At 72.9% G+C, this 15,558-nt stretch carries 16 protein-coding genes; 7 read left to right on the top strand and 9 right to left on the bottom strand.

The window, feature by feature from the left end; genetic code table 11:
• Positions 1 to 72: 72 nt before the first annotated feature.
• The 7 genes from pcaDC to OG230_RS31440 all read right to left on the bottom strand — a co-directional run bounded on the left by pcaDC (position 73) and on the right by OG230_RS31440 (position 6,138).
• Complete coding sequence (pcaDC, locus tag OG230_RS31470) at positions 73 to 1,194, bottom strand: bifunctional 3-oxoadipate enol-lactonase/4-carboxymuconolactone decarboxylase PcaDC (protein WP_328907132.1); 1,122 nt, start codon at positions 1,192 to 1,194, stop codon at positions 73 to 75.
• A 24-nt stretch (positions 1,195 to 1,218) separates the two neighbouring features.
• On the bottom strand, positions 1,219 to 2,613 hold the full coding sequence (gene pcaB, locus OG230_RS31465) for a 3-carboxy-cis,cis-muconate cycloisomerase (RefSeq protein ID WP_328907131.1): 1,395 nt from the start codon (positions 2,611 to 2,613) through the stop codon (positions 1,219 to 1,221).
• A complete protein-coding gene (gene pcaG, locus OG230_RS31460; protein ID WP_328907130.1) occupies positions 2,610 to 3,197 on the bottom strand; it encodes a protocatechuate 3,4-dioxygenase subunit alpha in 588 nt (195 codons plus the stop codon). The genes pcaB and pcaG overlap by 4 nt, the downstream gene beginning before the upstream one ends.
• A gap of 1 nt (position 3,198) precedes the next feature.
• Positions 3,199 to 3,972: a protocatechuate 3,4-dioxygenase subunit beta gene (gene pcaH, locus OG230_RS31455; protein WP_328907129.1), complete on the bottom strand. Its 774-nt coding sequence runs from the start codon at positions 3,970 to 3,972 to the stop codon at positions 3,199 to 3,201.
• 72 nt (positions 3,973 to 4,044) lie between these two features.
• Positions 4,045 to 4,674 carry a CoA transferase subunit B gene (locus OG230_RS31450; protein ID WP_328907128.1) on the bottom strand — a complete coding sequence of 210 codons (630 nt, stop codon included), beginning with the start codon at positions 4,672 to 4,674 and terminating at the stop codon, positions 4,045 to 4,047.
• Entirely contained in the window at positions 4,671 to 5,423 is a 753-nt protein-coding gene (locus OG230_RS31445) for a CoA transferase subunit A (protein WP_328907127.1), read from the bottom strand. Before OG230_RS31445 ends, OG230_RS31450 begins: the two co-directional genes overlap by 4 nt.
• Before the next feature lie 178 nt (positions 5,424 to 5,601).
• Positions 5,602 to 6,138, bottom strand: a complete 537-nt coding sequence (locus OG230_RS31440; protein ID WP_328907126.1) for a DoxX family protein — start codon at positions 6,136 to 6,138, stop codon at positions 5,602 to 5,604.
• A 198-nt stretch (positions 6,139 to 6,336) separates the two neighbouring features.
• Between OG230_RS31440 and OG230_RS31435 the strand changes: the two genes are divergently transcribed.
• Complete coding sequence (locus OG230_RS31435; RefSeq protein ID WP_328907125.1) at positions 6,337 to 8,352, top strand: NADPH-dependent 2,4-dienoyl-CoA reductase; 2,016 nt, start codon at positions 6,337 to 6,339, stop codon at positions 8,350 to 8,352.
• Positions 8,353 to 8,385: 33 nt separating this feature from the next.
• The gene (locus OG230_RS31430; RefSeq protein WP_328907124.1) at positions 8,386 to 8,928 is read left to right on the top strand and encodes a PadR family transcriptional regulator; all 543 of its coding nucleotides are present in this window, start codon (positions 8,386 to 8,388) and stop codon (positions 8,926 to 8,928) included.
• Positions 8,929 to 8,941: 13 nt separating this feature from the next.
• Here the strand turns inward: OG230_RS31430 and OG230_RS31425 are convergent, their stop codons facing one another.
• Both OG230_RS31425 and OG230_RS31420 read right to left on the bottom strand, forming a co-directional pair.
• Positions 8,942 to 9,907: a hypothetical protein gene (locus OG230_RS31425; RefSeq protein ID WP_328907123.1), complete on the bottom strand. Its 966-nt coding sequence runs from the start codon at positions 9,905 to 9,907 to the stop codon at positions 8,942 to 8,944.
• A complete protein-coding gene (locus OG230_RS31420; protein WP_328907122.1) occupies positions 9,904 to 10,770 on the bottom strand; it encodes a phosphatase PAP2 family protein in 867 nt (288 codons plus the stop codon). The genes OG230_RS31425 and OG230_RS31420 overlap by 4 nt, the downstream gene beginning before the upstream one ends.
• A gap of 163 nt (positions 10,771 to 10,933) precedes the next feature.
• On the opposite strand from OG230_RS31420, the gene OG230_RS31415 reads away from it, so the two are divergent.
• From OG230_RS31415 to OG230_RS31395, 5 genes are all read left to right on the top strand, one after another.
• Positions 10,934 to 11,551: a TetR/AcrR family transcriptional regulator gene (locus tag OG230_RS31415; protein WP_328907121.1), complete on the top strand. Its 618-nt coding sequence runs from the start codon at positions 10,934 to 10,936 to the stop codon at positions 11,549 to 11,551.
• 391 nt (positions 11,552 to 11,942) lie between these two features.
• Positions 11,943 to 12,740 (top strand): SDR family oxidoreductase, encoded by a 798-nt coding sequence (locus OG230_RS31410; protein ID WP_328907120.1) that lies wholly within the window; start codon positions 11,943 to 11,945, stop codon positions 12,738 to 12,740.
• 58 nt (positions 12,741 to 12,798) lie between these two features.
• Complete coding sequence (locus tag OG230_RS31405; protein ID WP_328907119.1) at positions 12,799 to 13,812, top strand: SPFH domain-containing protein; 1,014 nt, start codon at positions 12,799 to 12,801, stop codon at positions 13,810 to 13,812.
• Positions 13,809 to 14,708 carry a hypothetical protein gene (locus OG230_RS31400; RefSeq protein ID WP_328907118.1) on the top strand — a complete coding sequence of 300 codons (900 nt, stop codon included), beginning with the start codon at positions 13,809 to 13,811 and terminating at the stop codon, positions 14,706 to 14,708. Before OG230_RS31405 ends, OG230_RS31400 begins: the two co-directional genes overlap by 4 nt.
• Positions 14,709 to 14,980: 272 nt before the next feature.
• Positions 14,981 to 15,484, top strand: a complete 504-nt coding sequence (locus OG230_RS31395; RefSeq protein ID WP_328907117.1) for a nucleotide triphosphate diphosphatase NUDT15 — start codon at positions 14,981 to 14,983, stop codon at positions 15,482 to 15,484.
• The last annotated feature ends 74 nt before the right edge of the window (positions 15,485 to 15,558 follow it).

The following is a 15,558-nucleotide window of genomic DNA, read 5'->3' as shown; positions in this document are numbered from 1 at the left end:
CACCCCCTCGTTCGCCCCGCCGGCGCTCTTCACGCCGGCTCCGCTATGCGGCTCCGGCCGTGCCGTGCGGCCTCACAGCTCGCCGTCCTCCGCGAGCACGCGCTGCGCCACCGCGAACGCCGCGTTGGCCGCGGGCACTCCGCAGTAGACCCCGGTCTGGAGCAGCACGGCTCCGATCTCGTCGGTGCTCAGCCCGTTGCGCCGGGCCGCCCGTACATGCATCGCCAGTTCGTCCAGGTGCCCGTGGGCGACCAGGGCCGTGAGCGTGACGAGACTGCGTTCCCTTCGGCTGAGCGTGGTGTCCGTCCAGATCTCGCCCCAGGCGTAGCGGCCGATGAAGTCCTGGAACGGGGCGGTGAAAGCGGTGGTACGGGCCTGGGCGCGGTCCACGTGCGCGTCCCCGAGAACTGCCCGGCGCACCGCGGTCCCCGCACCCGGCCCCGGCGCGGCGAAGTGCTCGCGCAGTGCGGCCAGCACCGCCGCGGGCCGCTCGACGGGCGCCAGATGAGAGGCGTCGGCCAGTTCGGTGAGCGTGGCGCCGGGTACGGCGTCGGCGATCTCGCGGGCGTGCGCGGGCGGGGTCGCCGGGTCCTGGCGACCCGCGAGGACCAGGGTCGGAGCGGTGACCGAGGGCAGTTCGCCGCGCATGTCGAAGACCGCGAGCGCGTCGCAGCAGGCGGCGTACGCCTCCGGGTCGGCCCGCAGGAGGTCCTCGACGAGCGCGGGCGCCGTGAATCCGGGGGTGAACCACCGGCTCGGCGCGGTTTCGGCGATCGGCCCGGTCCCCGACTCCCGTACCAGGGCTGCTCGTTCGTGCCAGGGTCCGGGTGGACCGAAGTGCGCGGACGAGCAGATGACGGCGAGCCTGTCGATCCGTTCGGGGTGGTGCGCGGCCAGCCAGAGGCCGACCGCCCCGCCGAGTGACACACCGGCGTAGTGGAAGCGCTCCAGTCCCAGCGAGTCCGCCAACTCCAGCACCAATGTGCCGAGTTGGCCGACCGTTGCGCCGGGTGTCAGCAGTCGGGCCGGGGACTTTCCGTGCCCCGGCAGGTCCCAGCGGACGGTGCGGAAGGCCGAGCCGAGCTCGGGCGCGACCGCGTCCCACAGGGCTGTCGACGTCCCGAGGGACGGCCCCAGGAGCAGCGCGGGCCCGGCGGCCGGGCCCTCCGCGCGATGGTGCAGTGTTTCGGTCATGACCTCTGCCTGTGCGTCGTTGTCTCAGCGGCGTTCGAGTGCGCGGTCGGTGAGCGCCCCGGCCGCGCCGGTGTAATGGGTGGGGTCGGTGAGGGCGTGGAGGTCGAGATCCTTCGCCTCCGGCTCGCCGGCCAGGGCCTCGGAGAGTACGTCGGCGAGGGCCGCCCCGGTCGTACGCGAGGTCCTGGCCACCTCGTCGAGCAGCCGCCTGGCGCGGGCGCGGCCGAGCCGCGGCGCGAGGACGGCGGTCAGCCGTTCCGAGACGATCAGCCCGCCGGTCAGATCGAGGTGCTCGCGCATCCGGGTGGGGTGGACCCGCAGGCCCGCCGCCAGTTCGGCGGCGTCGCGCGCCGCTCCCCCGGTCAGCCGCAGCAGATCGCGCAGGGTCTCCCATTCCGCGTGCCAGGCGCCCGCGGGCCGTTCGTCCTCGGCGACGAGGGAGCCGTACAGCACGGCGGCCAGGGCGGGCGCCCGGCGTGCGGCGGCTGCGAGGAGCGTGGCCCGTACCGGATTGGCCTTGTGCGGCATGGCCGACGATCCGCCGCCCGCACCCTCGCTCACCTCGCCGGTCTCGGTGCGGGCGAGGAGCAGCACGTCGGCGGCGATCTTGCCGAGCGCTCCGGCGGTAAAGGCCAGGGCCCCGGCCAGGTCGGCGACAGGCGTGCGCAGGGTGTGCCAGGGCAACGCCGGCTCGGCCAGGCCGAGTTCGGCGGCGAATGCGGAGACCAGCCGCATCCCGGCGCCCGGCACCTGCGCGTAGGCGTCGAAGGCCGCCAACGTCCCTGCCGCTCCGCCGAGTTGGGCGGGCAGCGCAGCGCGTACGACGGCCAGCCGGTCGCGGGCGTCGAGCACGAGGCTCCGCCAGCCGGCCGCCTTCAGCCCGAAGGTCGTCGGGACGGCGTGCTGGGAGAGGGTGCGCCCCGGCATCGGGGTGTCGCGGTGCTCCGCCGCGAGCCGCGCCAGCGCCTCGGCGGTGCGGTCCAGGTCGTCGAGAAGCAGCGACAGCGTCCGCGAGGCCACGAGCATCGCCGCCGTGTCGAGGATGTCCTGGCTGGTCGCCCCGCGGTGGACGTACGCCGCGTGCGCCTCGGGCACCGCGGCCGTCAGGTCGGCCACGAGCGGGATGACGGGGTTGCCGCCGCCGCGCGCCCGCAGCGCGAGGTCCCGTACGTCGAACCGCTCGGCGCGGGCCGCCCCGGTGACGGCGTCGGCCGCTTCGCGCGGTGCCAGCCCCATCGCCGCCTGGGCGCGGGTGAGGGCGGCCTCGGCGTTCAGCATGGCGCGGAGGAACGCGGTGTCGGAGGTGGCGGACTCGGCGGGCGAGCCGGCGCGTCCGGGTGCCAGCAGACCCACGTCCGGGCCGGACCCGTCGTCCGCGGCGGCCTCCGGGTCGCCGCCCGCGTCCCCGTTGTCCGTCATCGGAACTCCAGGAAGACGGTCTCGGACTCCCCCTGGAGCCTGATGTCGAAACGGTAGCTGCCGTGGGGCTCGGCGGCCGGGATCAGCGTGGCACGCCGCTCGGGCGGGAGGGACGCGAGCAGCGGATCGGCGGCCAGCGCCTCGGCGGGTCCGGGCAGATAGACGCGGGTGAAGAGATGGTGCGTGAGACCGCGGGCGAAGACGCACACCCCCAGGTACGGGGCGTTGCCGCCGCGGGCACCCGGGCGGAGCGTCCGGACCGCCCAGTGCCCGTCCGCGTCGGTCGGGACCCGCCCGAAACCGGTGAAGGTCACGCCGTCCCGGCCGAGGAAACCTCCGGTGACCGGGTCGCGGCGCAACGAGCCCCCGCGCTGCGGCAGTTCGCCGTCCGGCCCGGGCCCCCAGAACTCCAGCAGCGCGTCGGGGACGGGGTCCCCGGCCCCGTCGCGGACGTACCCGTGGAAGGTGACCGTGTCGGGGTGGCCGGCCGGGGCGATGTCGCCGCCGCCGGGGAAGGGCAGCGCGTATCCGTAGAAGGGGCCCACCGTGTGGGAGGGGGTGGGGAGCGCGGGTGAGGTCGTCATGTCAGCGTCCTTCCTCGATCCAGGTGGCGGCGGGGCCGTCGAGCACGATGTCCCAGCGGTATCCGAGCGACCACTCGGGCCGGGAGAGCTCGTGGTCGTAGGTGGCGACGAGCCGGTCGCGGGCGGCCTCGTCGGTGACCGACTGGAGGATGGGGTCGTAGGCGAACAGCGGGTCGTTCGGGAAGTACATCTGGGTGATCAGCCGTTGGGTGAAGGCCGATCCGAAGAGGGAGAAGTGGATGTGCGCGGGCCGCCAGGCGTTCGTGTGGTTGCGCCACGGATAGGCACCCGGCTTGACCGTGGTGAAGGTGTAGCTGCCGTCGTCACCGCTCAGTGTCCGGCCGACGCCGGTGAAGTTCGGGTCGAGCGGCGCGGGGTGCTGGTCGCGCTGGTGGGCGTACCGTCCCGACGCGTTGGCCTGCCACAGCTCGATCAGCTGCCCGCGCACGGGCCTGCCGTCGCGGTCGAGCAGCCGGCCGCTGACCGTGATGCGTTCACCGAGGGGCTCGCCCTGGTGCTGACGGGTGAGGTCGCTGTCGAGCTCGGTGATATCGGTCTCGCCGAAGGCGGGCGAGGCCAGTTCGACGGTTTCGGGATCCTGCCCGACGCCTATCGTGACCAGGGGCTGTCGCGGGTGGCGCAGGAGGCTCGACCGGTACGGGGCGTAGTCGCGGGCCGGGTGGTGGGCGCGGGGGGCGCCGTCGGACAGGGCCGTCTCGTACGCCTGGCGCTGGTGCGCCATCTCCTGGTCGATGGCGGCCTGAGTGAGTGCCATGGGTCGGTGAACTCCTTGTCTATGGGGCGGCCGGTGACGGGGCGGCGCAGGTGGTGCGGGCTCGCTCGGAACTCATCGGCGGATCTCGGCGGCCGTGCGCGCCACGATCTCGGCGGCCGTGACTCCGGGAGCGGTCTCGACGAGGCGGAGTCCCTCGTCCGTGACGTCGAGTACCCCGAGGTCGGTGATGATGCGGTCGACGCAGGCCCGGCCGGTGAGGGGCAGGTCGCACTCCTCGACGATCTTGGGCGTGCCGTCCTTGGCGTTGTGCGTCATGGTGACGACGACCCGGCGGGCGCCGTGGACCAGGTCCATGGCTCCGCCGATACCGGTGACGAGCTTGCCGGGGATCGCCCAGTTGGCCAGATCGCCGCGGGCCGAGACCTGCATCGCGCCCAGCACGGCGACGTCGATGTGGCCGCCGCGGATCATCCCGAAGGAGAGCGCCGAGTCGAAGAAGGAGGCGCCCGGCCGGACCGTGACGGTTTCCTTGCCCGCGTTGATCAGGTCGGGGTCGACCTCGTCCTCGTGCGGGAACGGGCCAGTCCCGAGAATCCCGTTCTCCGATTCGAGGACCACCTCGACGTCCGCGGGGAGGTGGTTCGGGATCAGGGTGGGCAGTCCGATCCCCAGGTTGACGTACTCGCCGTCGCGCAGTTCGCGGGCCGCGCGTGCGGCCATCTGTTCCCGGGTCCAGCTCATCGGGTGGTCCTCTTCTCGATCTGCTTCTCGGCGGCCTGCGCGGGGGTGAGCGCGACGACCCGCTGCACGAAGATGCCGGGCAGATGGACCTGGTCGGGATCGAGCACGCCGGGTTCGACCAGCTCCTCGACCTCGGCGATCGTCACCGTGCCCGCCATCGCGGCGAGCGGGTTGAAGTTGCGGGCCGACTTGTTGAAGACGAGGTTGCCGTGCCGGTCGCCCCGGGCGGCCCGTACGAGCGCGAAGTCGGTGCGGATACCGCGCTCCAGGATGTACTCGACCCCGTCGAACTCCCGCACTTCCTTGGGTGGGGAGGCCAGCGCGACACCGCCCTCTCCGTCGTAGCGCCACGGCAGTCCGCCGTCCGCGACCTGGGTGCCGACGCCGGCCGGGGTGTAGAAGGCGGGAATCCCCGTGCCGCCCGCCCGCAGCCGCTCGGCCAGCGTGCCCTGCGGGATCAGTTCGACTTCCAGCTCACCGGCCAGATACTGCCGGGCGAACTCCTTGTTCGCCCCGATGTACGAGCCGGTGACCCGCCCGATCCGGCCCGCCGCGAGCAGCACCGCCAGGCCGGAGTCCATCGCCCCGCAGTTGTTCGACACGATGCCGAGGCCCGCGGCCCCGCTCGCGTACACCGCCCGGATCAGTGTGTTCGGCACCCCGCTGAGCCCGAATCCTCCGACCGCGAGCGTCGCGCCGTCGCGGACATCGGCGACGGCCTCGTCGGCCGTGGACACCACTTTGTCCATGCGCCCGCCCCTCCCTCGCTGCCGCTCGACGCGGCAGATTTACTCAGTGCACTGACTATTTATTGACAGGGCAGAGCCTCGCACCAGGAAACCCCGAGGTCAATACCATCAGTACAAAGAGCAACCGGTAGGGCCCGAAGGGGCGGCCCTGACGGGCGCGCCCCGCGGGACCCCGCGGCTATTCCTCCCCGGTCTCACCCTCCGCCGCGGCGGCCTGCCCCTTGGCTCGCTTGCCGACGACGACCGCCGCAGCCGCCGCGCTGCCCGCGAAGGCCAGGGCCACCACCCACGGCTGGTTGAAGACATGGCAGGTGGCCTCGTCGAGGGAGTAGCGGCCGGGCCCGGTCAGCCCGATCGCGGCGGCGGTGAAGCCGAGGAAGGCCGGGTACTCGTAGCCGCCACCCTGCGCGAAGAAGCCCGCGGGCGCGTGCACGGCGACGGCTCCGGCCATCGCTCCGGCGGCCGCGGCGCCCGCCGCGGGCGTGGCGAGGCCGACGGCGAGCAGCACACCGCCCGCCGTTTCACCGAGTCCGGCGGCGACGGCGCTGTGCTTCGGCGGGTCGAAGCCCATGGCCTTCATGGCGGCCGTGGTGCCTTCGATGCCACCGCCACCGAACCAGCCGGCCAGCTTCTGGGTGCCATGGGCGGCGAGGACCGCGCCCGTGCCGACGCGCAGGACGAGCAGGCCGAGGTCACGTCGGTTGAGGCAAACCATGGGTGTCTCCCGGAGATGGGGGTGCGAAACGGTACGCAGTCCACTGTCGCCGGACCCGGCCGTCCGGGTGCGGTCGTGATACGCCGTCCGGGCACCACGCCCGCCACCAGTGCGACGTACGTCATTATGCAACTTGTTGCACAATGCCGTCCGTGTGGTCTACAACTGGCTCGACGACACTGCGCGAGGAGACGCCGGATGAGCCCGTACCCCACTCTGCTGAGCCCGCTGGACCTCGGGTTCACCACCCTCCCCAACCGCGTGCTCATGGGATCGATGCATATCGGTCTCGAGGAGGTCGAGCGCGGCTTCGAGCGGATGGCCGCCTTCTACGCGGCCCGTGCCCGGGGCGGGGTCGGCCTCATGGTCACCGGCGGCATCGCGCCGAGCGCCCGCGCCTGCTCCTTCCCCGGCGGCGCCAAGATGACGACCGAGGCGGAAGCCGATCAGCACCGGCAGGTGACCGATGCCGTGCACGAGGCCGGCGGCCGGATCGCCATGCAGATCCTCCACTTCGGGCGGTACGCGCACCACGCGGACCTGGTCGCGCCCAGCGCGCTCAAGGCGCCGATCAGCGGCTTCACCCCGCACGCGCTGACCGACGACGAGGTCGAGGAGACCATCGAGGACTTCGTCCGGGCCGCCGCACTGGCTCAGCGCGCGGGCTACGACGGCGTCGAGATCATGGGCTCCGAGGGCTATCTGATCAACGAGTTCATCGTCGCCGCCACCAACCACCGCACCGACCGCTGGGGCGGCAGCTACGAGAACCGCATCCGGCTGCCCCTGGAGATCGTGCGCCGGGTCCGCGAGCGCGTCGGCAGCGACTTCATCCTCATCTACCGGCTCTCCATGCTGGACCTGGTGCCCGGCGGCTCCACGCTGGAGGAGGTCGTCCAGCTGGCCCGCGCGGTCGAGGCGGCCGGCGCCACCATCATCAACACCGGAATCGGCTGGCACGAGGCCCGCATCCCCACCATCGCCACCTCGGTGCCGCGCGGCGCCTTCACCTGGGTGACCGAGAAGGTGCGCGGCGCCGTCTCCGTACCCCTGGTGACCAGCAACCGCATCAACACCCCCGAGGTCGCCGAGGAGATCCTGGCCTCGGGCCGGGCGGACATGGTGTCGATGGCCCGGCCGTTCCTCGCGGACCCGGACTTCGTCGCGAAGGCGGCGGCGGACCGTGCGGACGCGATCAACACCTGCATCGGCTGCAACCAGGCGTGCCTGGACCACATCTTCAGCCTCCAGATCACCTCCTGCCTGGTCAATCCGCGGGCCTGCCACGAGACCGAGCTGGTACTCCTCCCCACCCGGACCCGCAAGAGCGTCGCCGTCGTCGGTGCCGGTCCGGCCGGTCTGGCCTGCGCGGTCACGGCGTCGGAGCGCGGGCACGCGGTGACCCTCTTCGACATGGCCGACGAGATCGGCGGCCAGCTCAACGTGGCGCGCCGCGTCCCCGGCAAGGAGGAGTTCAACGAGACCCTCCGCTACTTCCGTACGCGCCTCAGCGAGCAGGGCATCGAGGTCCGGCTCGGCACGCGCGCCACGGCGGAACTGCTCCAGGACTTCGACGAGGTCGTCGTGGCGACCGGCGTCGAACCCCGCTCCCCCGCGATCCCCGGCGTGGACCACCCGAGCGTGCTCAGCTACCTGGACGTCCTGCGGGACGGGGCCCCGGTCGGCGACCGGGTCGCGATCGTCGGTGCGGGCGGTATCGGATTCGACGTCGCCGAGTTCCTCACGGACGGCGGCGACGCGGCCGGACTGGACCCCGAGGTGTTCTTCCGCCAGTGGGGCGTCGACACCTCGTACGCGGACCGGGGCGGTCTCCGCACGCCCGAGCGCCCGAAGCCGCCGCGCACCGTGCACCTCGTCCAGCGCAAGACGAGCAAGGTCGGGGCCGGTCTCGGGAAGACCACGGGATGGATCCACCGCACCGAACTGCGCCACCGCGGCGTCTCGATGATCGCGGGCGCGTCCTACGACCTCATCGACGACGAGGGTCTCCACCTGACGGTGGACGGCGAGCAGCACGTGCTGGCCGTCGACACCGTGGTGCTGTGCGCGGGCCAGGAACCGCGTCGTGGACTGTACGAGGAGCTGGCCGCCACGGGCCGACCGGTGCACCTGATCGGCGGCGCCGACGTGGCGGCCGAACTGGACGCCAAGCGGGCGATCCGCCAGGGCACGGAGCTCGCCGCAGCCCTGTGACCGCCGGGCCCGTCCCTCCCTAGGATGCACTTCATGTCACTCCCGCACGCGATTCTCACCGCCCTGCTCGAAAAGCCGTCGTCGGGGCTGGAGCTGACGCGCAGGTTCGACCGTTCGATCGGTTACTTCTGGTCGTCCACGCATCAGCAGATCTATCGCGAGCTGGGGAAACTGGAGCAGTCCGGGCAGATCCGGGCCCTGCCGTCGGCCCAGCCGGCCCGTGGGCAGAAGAAGGAGTACGAGGTCCTGCCCGCGGGCCGCGAGGAGCTGGCCGCCTGGGTGGCCCTCTCCGAGGACCCGCGGCCGGTCCGCGATCCGCTGCTGCTGAGGATGCGGGCGGCGGCGGTCGTCGGAGCGGACGGTCTGGGGGCCGAACTGCGCCGCCATCTCGCCCTGCACCGGCGTCAGCTGGAGGAGTACCTGCGGATCGAGGAGCGGGACTTCCCGCCCGAGAGGACCGCCGACGAGGACCGCCTCCGGCATCTCGTCCTGCGCGGCGGAATCGACATGGAGACCTTCTGGATCGGGTGGCTGACCAGGGCCCTCGCCGACGAGCCGACGCTCGCCGGCGACTGAGGCACCGGGCGGCTCAGGAACCGCCCACCGGGGACGTGACAGGCTCGGCACCCAGCGGCTGCCGGTCCAGCTTTCGCGGACTACCGATGATCACCCTCGACGAGGAACCCGGTGCCGGGGACGACGTGCGCGCCGCAGGGCCGGGCGCGGCGGCCTCCTCGGTGGCCCGGCTGAGCAGGATCACCCCGCGCACGGCGGCCCCGCTGCCCAGGAGCGCCGGGATCAGGGTGATCGGCCCGCCCTGGAGCCGTTCCCCGAGCAGCGCCATGCCGACGGCTGCGGCGGCCACCGGATTGGCCAGGGTGACGACCGCGAGCGGGGCGCCGAGGCCACCGCGGAACGCGATCTGGGCCAGCAGCAGTCCCCCCATCGCGAAGGCGGAGACGAAGAGCGCCACCGTCACCAGCCGCCAGCTGATCAGCGGCCCGGTGGTGTGATCGGTGACGGCGACGGTGAGTGTCTGGGTGAGCGCCGACGCGACACCCGAGGTGATGCCGGCCGCCGTGGCGTGGCGCAGGCCGGGCCGGGTACCGGGCCTGCCGAGTACGGCGACGAGCGCCATCGTCGCCACCCCGACGCCGAGGGCCTCCGGCAGGGTCAGGGTCTCGTGCGCGGCGCCGCCGCCCGCGGCGAGCAGCAGCGCTCCGAGGCCGAGCAGGGTGAGCATCGTGCCGCGCCACTCGGTCCGGCTGACACGCCGTCCCGCGGAGCGCGCGCCCAGCGGGACGGCGGCGACGAGCGTGAGCGCGCCCAGTGGCTGGACCAGGGTCAGCGGTCCGTACTTCAGCGCGACCACGTGCAGCAGCGCGCCCCCCGCGTTCAGGCCGACCGCCGACCACCAGGCACCACGGCCCAGCATGCGGAGCACCCCGTCGGAGGGGGCGGCACCTGCGGCGAGCCGGGCCTGTGCGACGGCGGCCAGCGCGTAGGCGGCGGCGGAGACGAGGGACAGCCCCACCGCTATGAGCGTGGCGTTCATCGCGGGGCTCCGGACCGGGCGAGTGCGGTCGCCCCGGCGGGCACGGGGGCACCGGAGGCGACCGCCGCCGCTCCGGGGCCGGCCACGCCGGACGCCACCTCGGCCGCGGAGGGCCACGGGAGGTAGACCCGGGCCCGGGAGGGCTGCGGCAGCCGGAGCGCGGCGAAGGCGACGGCGAGCAGCGCGGACACGACGAGGGCGTCGAGCCAGTAGTGGTTGGCGGTTCCCACTATGACGAACAGGGTGACCGCGGGGTGCAGCAGCCAGAGCCAGCGCCACCGGGAGCGGGTGGCGACGATCAGTCCGACGGCGACCATCACGGCCCAGCCGAAGTGCAGCGAGGGCATCGCGGCGAACTGGTTGGCCATGGAGTCGGTCGCGGGCGTGTCCCCGTACACCGTGGGGCCGTACACCTGACCGGTGTCGACGAGTCCGGCGGCGTCCAGCATCCGGGGCGGGGCGAGCGGGAACAGCAGGTGGAGCGCGAGTGCCGCGCCGGTGAGCACGGCGAGGATGCGGCGCGACCAGACGTAGTGGCGCGGGCGGCGCCAGTACAGCCACACCAGGAACAGCAGCGTGGCGGGGAAGTGCACCGTCGCGTAGTAGGTGTTCGCCAGGTGGACCAGCGTCTCGCTGTGCAGCAGCAGCCCCTGCACCGCTCCCTCGCCCGGGAGGGACACGGCGCGCTCGAAGTCCCAGACGTGTCCGGCGTTGCGGAACGCTTCCTCGACATGGCCGTTCGCGGCCTGGCGGCCGAACTTGTAGACGAGGAAGAGTCCTGCGACGAGAAGAAGCTCGCGGACGAGGGGCGGTCGGGCAGAAGTGTCCGGCTCCCGATCTGCAGGCTGTCTGCGGGCGTACATCACCCGTGCCCCTTTGCTGACGAAGCGCTGTTACGGCGGCATGGTCCAGTCCATGCCGTATCGATACGCCAGTGTACCGATACGCGAACGTATCGGTACACCCGCGTATCGGTACACTGGCGTATCGAAGGACCTCGTCGCACCGTCGCTGAGAGGGAAAGCCATGTCGTCGCACGAGCCCGCACAGGAGTCGCTCGCCACGTCCCGCCGGTCGAAGATCACGCCGGAGCGGGAGCAGGAGCTCTACGCGGCTGTGCTGGATCTCATCCGGGAGAGCGGTTACGAGTCGCTGACCATGGAGGGGGTCGCCTCGCGCACCCGGTGCGGGAAGTCGACGCTCTACCGGCAGTGGGGCTCCAAGCCGGAGCTGGTCGTGGCGGCCCTGCACGGCACCAGCCGCATGCTGCTTCCGCCCATCGACACGGGTACGCTCGCCGGCGACCTGCGCGAGGCGGCGCTCGCCATCGGCGCGGCCTCGGGGCGCGACACCCCGCTCTCGCACGCACTGAGCCATGCGGCCCTGCAGAACCCCGAGCTGCTGTGCGCGCTGCGCGAGGCGCTGATCCTGCCGCAGATCGCCGCGATCGAGCACATGGTCGACCGCGGCCGGGAGCGCGGCGAGATCGCCTCGGACGCTCCCGCCGCCGAGTTCGTGGCCACGCAGCTCCTGGGCGTCATGCGGGCCCGGCCCCTCCTGGAGGGGCGGTACGCCGACGAGGCGTATCTCACACGCTTCGTGGAGAGCTCGATCCTCCCCGCCCTGGGGCTCGGGTCGGCCTAGGAAGGCCCTAGGGCCTTTCGTTTGGATCAGGCCGGATCAGGGAGCGGGGCCTGGTGTGCGCAGCTGCAAGGCGGAGGAGAGAGTCGACGCGGAGCGTCGGCGACCGACGACAACGCCGCAGATGCGCACACCAGGGCACGCGAGCCCGGCATGATCCAAACGAGAGGCCCTAGCGGGCCCCGATGAACGTGGGCCGCCGTCCCCAGCGGAGGACGACGGCCCGCCCGCGCCGCACCGTGGGGACGGGGGCGGCGCACCGTCCGGACGGCCGGTGACCTCAGTCGAGGTCACCGGCCGTCCGTGCTCCCACCCCCTGCCTCACCAAACAAACAGTTGGTAGATTCATGGCGGCCGGGACGGTCCCGTTCACCGACAGCGGCAGGGGCGGATCATGGACTTCGGCAATCCGATCGACTTCACCGGGCGAACGGTCCTCGTCACCGGCGGGACCAAGGGGATCGGCGCCGCCATCGCCGAGGCGTTCCTCGCCTCGGGCGCGGACGTCCTGGTGTGCGGCCGGAGCGCGCCGGCCACCCTGCCGGGCACCGGCACACGGCGCTGCGCGTTCCGGGCGGCGGACGTCCGCGACCCGGCAGCGGCGGCGGCGCTCGTGGATGCGGCGGTGGAACGGTTCGGCCGGCTGGACGTACTGGTCAACAACGCGGGCGGATCACCTTCCGCGGATGCGGCCACGGTCTCCCCGCGCTTCGTGGAGAAGGTCGTCGCCCTCAACCTGCTCGCCCCGTTCTACGTGGCGCAGGCCGCGAACCGGGTCATGCAGGGCCAGGACGACGGCGGCTGCGTGATCAACATCGGCAGCGTCGCCGCCCGCACCCCGCAGCCGGGCACCGCCGCCTACACGGCGGCCAAGGCGGGACTACTGGGGCTGACCAGGGCGCTGGCCCTGGAGTGGGCCCCTCGGGTGCGCGTCAACCACATCACCACGGGCCTCGTCCGTACCGAAGACTCGGCGGAGGTGTACGGGGAGGACGGCGGGGCGGCCGTGGCAGGAGTCGTCCCCATGCGGCGGATGGCGGCTCCCGACGACGTCGCGCGCGCCTGCCTGTATCTGGCGAGCGAGCTCGCCGCCTACGTCAACGGCGCGGATCTGGCGGTGCACGGCGGCGGGGAGACACCGGCCCGGTATCTGGCGGCACAGGCCGCCCGCACCCCCTTTTCATCCCCTTGACGATATAGGGCCGCTCCCGTTATCGTCTACATGACGACAACGAAAGGGGCGGGACTCCATGGCCGACATCACGAGGCGCCTCGGCTGGCGCCATCTGCGCTCCGCGCCCACCGCGCACATCCGCCACCACAAGCGCGGCAAGCTCAGCCACGACGGCACGGGGCTCAGCTTCTGGTACCGGTCACTGACCGCGGCGCTCTCGGAGGTGCCGGTCGACGACCGCGAGCTCGCCATGGCCTTCCACGCCCGCACGGCGGACTTCCAGGACGTCACCGTGCAGGCCACGGTGACGTACCGGATCAGCGACCCCGCGGGAGCCGCGGCCCGGCTGGACTTCTCCGTGGACCCGGACACCGGTGCCTGGCGCAGCGCGCCACTGGAGCAGATCGGCACCCTGCTCACCGAGACCGCGCAGCAGCACACCCTGGACGCCCTGGCCCGCACACCGCTCGCCGCCGCGCTCGTGGACGGGGTCGCCGCGGTACGGGACCGGGTCGCCGCGGGCCTCGCCGCCGAACCGCGCCTGCCCGACACCGGTATCGACGTCGTGGCCGTACGCGTGGTGGCCATCCGGCCCGAGGCGGAGGTCGAGCGGGCCCTGCGGACCCCCGCCCGGGAGCAGATCCAGCAGGAGGCCGACCGGGCCACCTACGAACGCCGGGCCGTCGCGGTCGAGCGGGAACGTGCCATCGCCGAGAACGAACTCGCCAGCCAGATCGAACTGGCCCGCAGAGAAGAGCAGTTGGTGGACCAGCGCGGCACCAACGCGCGACGCGAGGCCGAGGAGAAGGCGGCGGCCGACGGCGTACGGACGGAGGCCGAGGCGGCGCGCAAGGTGCGTCTCTCCCGAGCGGACGCCGAAGCTGCCCGCGACATCGGCGCCGCCCGCGCCGAGGCCCAGGCGGCCTGGCTGCGCGTCCACGCGGACGTCGACCCCGGGACCCTGCACGCCCTGGCGGCCACGCGACTGGCGGAGAACCTGCCACGCATCGACAGCCTCACCCTCTCCCCCGACATCCTCACCGGCCTGCTCGCCAAGCTCGGCCGCCCGGAGACCGGGACGAAGGCGTGAGCCTCGCGCCGCGGGCCGTGCTCGTCCACCGCACCACCGAGTACGAGGAGTTGCTGGCCCGGCACGGCACCCACGGCCAGGCCGCCTTCTTCCTCGCGGGCCGCGGCAGGTCCATCGAGGAGGTGGCCCTGCGCCATCACCGCACCCAGCAGGCGCTCACGGACGTCGCGGCGGCCGTCCCGCTCCAGTGGCGGCGCTCCCGGGTGGAGCGCGCGGATCTCGACCGCTTCCTCTTCGGCCCCGAGGACGTGGTGGTCGTGGTCGGCCAGGACGGACTGGTCGCCAACGCCGCCAAGTACCTGTCGGGCCAGCCGGTGGTGGGCATCGACACCGATCCCGGGCGCAATCCGGGTGTCCTGGTGCGTCACCGCGCGGGTGACGCCGCGGCCCTGCTGCGGTCGGCGGCGGGGCCGGGTGCCGCGGTGGACACGCTCACCATGGTCGAGGCCGTGGCCGACGACACCCAGCGGCTGATCGCGCTGAACGAGATCTATCTCGGACCGCCCGGCCACCAGACGGCCCGTTACCACCTCGCCGCCGACGGCGCCCCGCGCGCCGGGGAAGCCCAGGCGTCGTCGGGTGTCCTGGTCGGCACCGGGACCGGCGCGACGGGGTGGCTCCGCTCGCTCTGGCTGGAACGAGGCAGCGGGCTGAGCCTGCCCGCGCCGTCCGATCCCCGGCTGCTCTGGTTCGTCCGCGAGGCATGGCCCTCACCCGCGACCGGCACCTCACTCGTGGCGGGGGAACTGGGGCGCGGACAGGGCCTGGAGCTCACCGTCGAGTCCGACCGGCTGGTGGTCTTCGGCGACGGGATGGAGGCCGACGCACTGGAGCTGACGTGGGGGCAGACCGTGCGGCTCGGCATCTGTGCCACCTCACTGCGGCTGGCCGTCTGACCCGGCGGCCCCCGAAGACGCTCGCCCGCTCCCTGCGGGGAGGCCAGGAACTGTCACCCACCGCCCGGACAATGTGAGGATGGCCGACCGGATCATCGTCCTCGACAAGGGCAGGATCCGGGGGGAAGGGACCTTCGAGCAGCTGGCGCACGCGGGCGGACTCTCCGCCGAGCTGTACGTGCTGTCGCAGGACCGCTGACGCCCGGGGCGTCGCGTCCGGTCCGCCGGGCGCACGGCGCCCCACCGTTCCGTACGCGCAGGGAGCAGGCAGCATGACCACGGATTCCATGGACCGTCACACCCGCAACACCCGTCCGCCGGTGGCGCAGGCGGCGCTCGGCGTGGGCGTCATCGTGCAGGACCGGGAGGGCCGGATCCTGCTGGGCCGGCACCGGAGCGGCACGTGGGAGCTGCCGGGCGGAAAGGTCGACCCGACGAACGAGTCCATCGCCGCCGCGGCCGTACGCGAACTGCGCGAGGAGACCGGCCTCGATGTGCCCGAGGACGCGGTGACGGTCTTCGCGATGCTGCACGACGTGGTCGGCGACATCAACCGCATCTCCATGGGAGCAGTGGTCACCGTGGACTCCGGAGTCCCGGAGGTGACCGAGCCGGAGCTGATCAGCGCCTGGCGGTGGACCGGCCTCGACGAGATCCCGGAGCCCCTGTTCCATCCATCGGCGCAGGTACTGACGGCCTGGCGCCCGGACCTCCCGATCGAGCATCCGGCGGCCCACTGGCTGCCCATCGGAACGGCGCCCCTTGCGGCCGGCTGACCGCGTACGTCCGTAGGCACCACATCAGGATGCGGGACATGTGGCCCGGATGTATGAATAGGGTACAAATCGTG

This window comes from Streptomyces sp. NBC_00234 (genome assembly GCF_036195325.1).
In the GTDB taxonomy this organism is placed as follows: Bacteria; Actinomycetota; Actinomycetes; order Streptomycetales; family Streptomycetaceae; genus Streptomyces.
This window is presented reverse-complemented; position numbering and strand designations above follow the sequence as displayed.

Coding starts and splice junctions, on each gene's coding strand:
- OG230_RS31445 (WP_328907127.1), bottom strand. CDS start 5,423: ATGGACAAAGTGGTGTCCACGGCCGACGAGGCCGTCGCCGATGTCCGC.
- OG230_RS31405 (WP_328907119.1), top strand. CDS start 12,799: ATGGCCGACATCACGAGGCGCCTCGGCTGGCGCCATCTGCGCTCCGCG.
- OG230_RS31440 (WP_328907126.1), bottom strand. CDS start 6,138: ATGGTTTGCCTCAACCGACGTGACCTCGGCCTGCTCGTCCTGCGCGTC.
- pcaH (WP_328907129.1), bottom strand. CDS start 3,972: ATGGCACTCACTCAGGCCGCCATCGACCAGGAGATGGCGCACCAGCGC.
- OG230_RS31450 (WP_328907128.1), bottom strand. CDS start 4,674: ATGAGCTGGACCCGGGAACAGATGGCCGCACGCGCGGCCCGCGAACTG.
- OG230_RS31420 (WP_328907122.1), bottom strand. CDS start 10,770: ATGTACGCCCGCAGACAGCCTGCAGATCGGGAGCCGGACACTTCTGCC.
- pcaG (WP_328907130.1), bottom strand. CDS start 3,197: ATGACGACCTCACCCGCGCTCCCCACCCCCTCCCACACGGTGGGCCCC.
- OG230_RS31425 (WP_328907123.1), bottom strand. CDS start 9,907: ATGAACGCCACGCTCATAGCGGTGGGGCTGTCCCTCGTCTCCGCCGCC.
- OG230_RS31410 (WP_328907120.1), top strand. CDS start 11,943: ATGGACTTCGGCAATCCGATCGACTTCACCGGGCGAACGGTCCTCGTC.
- OG230_RS31415 (WP_328907121.1), top strand. CDS start 10,934: ATGTCGTCGCACGAGCCCGCACAGGAGTCGCTCGCCACGTCCCGCCGG.
- pcaDC (WP_328907132.1), bottom strand. CDS start 1,194: ATGACCGAAACACTGCACCATCGCGCGGAGGGCCCGGCCGCCGGGCCC.
- pcaB (WP_328907131.1), bottom strand. CDS start 2,613: ATGACGGACAACGGGGACGCGGGCGGCGACCCGGAGGCCGCCGCGGAC.
- OG230_RS31435 (WP_328907125.1), top strand. CDS start 6,337: ATGAGCCCGTACCCCACTCTGCTGAGCCCGCTGGACCTCGGGTTCACC.
- OG230_RS31430 (WP_328907124.1), top strand. CDS start 8,386: ATGTCACTCCCGCACGCGATTCTCACCGCCCTGCTCGAAAAGCCGTCG.
- OG230_RS31395 (WP_328907117.1), top strand. CDS start 14,981: ATGACCACGGATTCCATGGACCGTCACACCCGCAACACCCGTCCGCCG.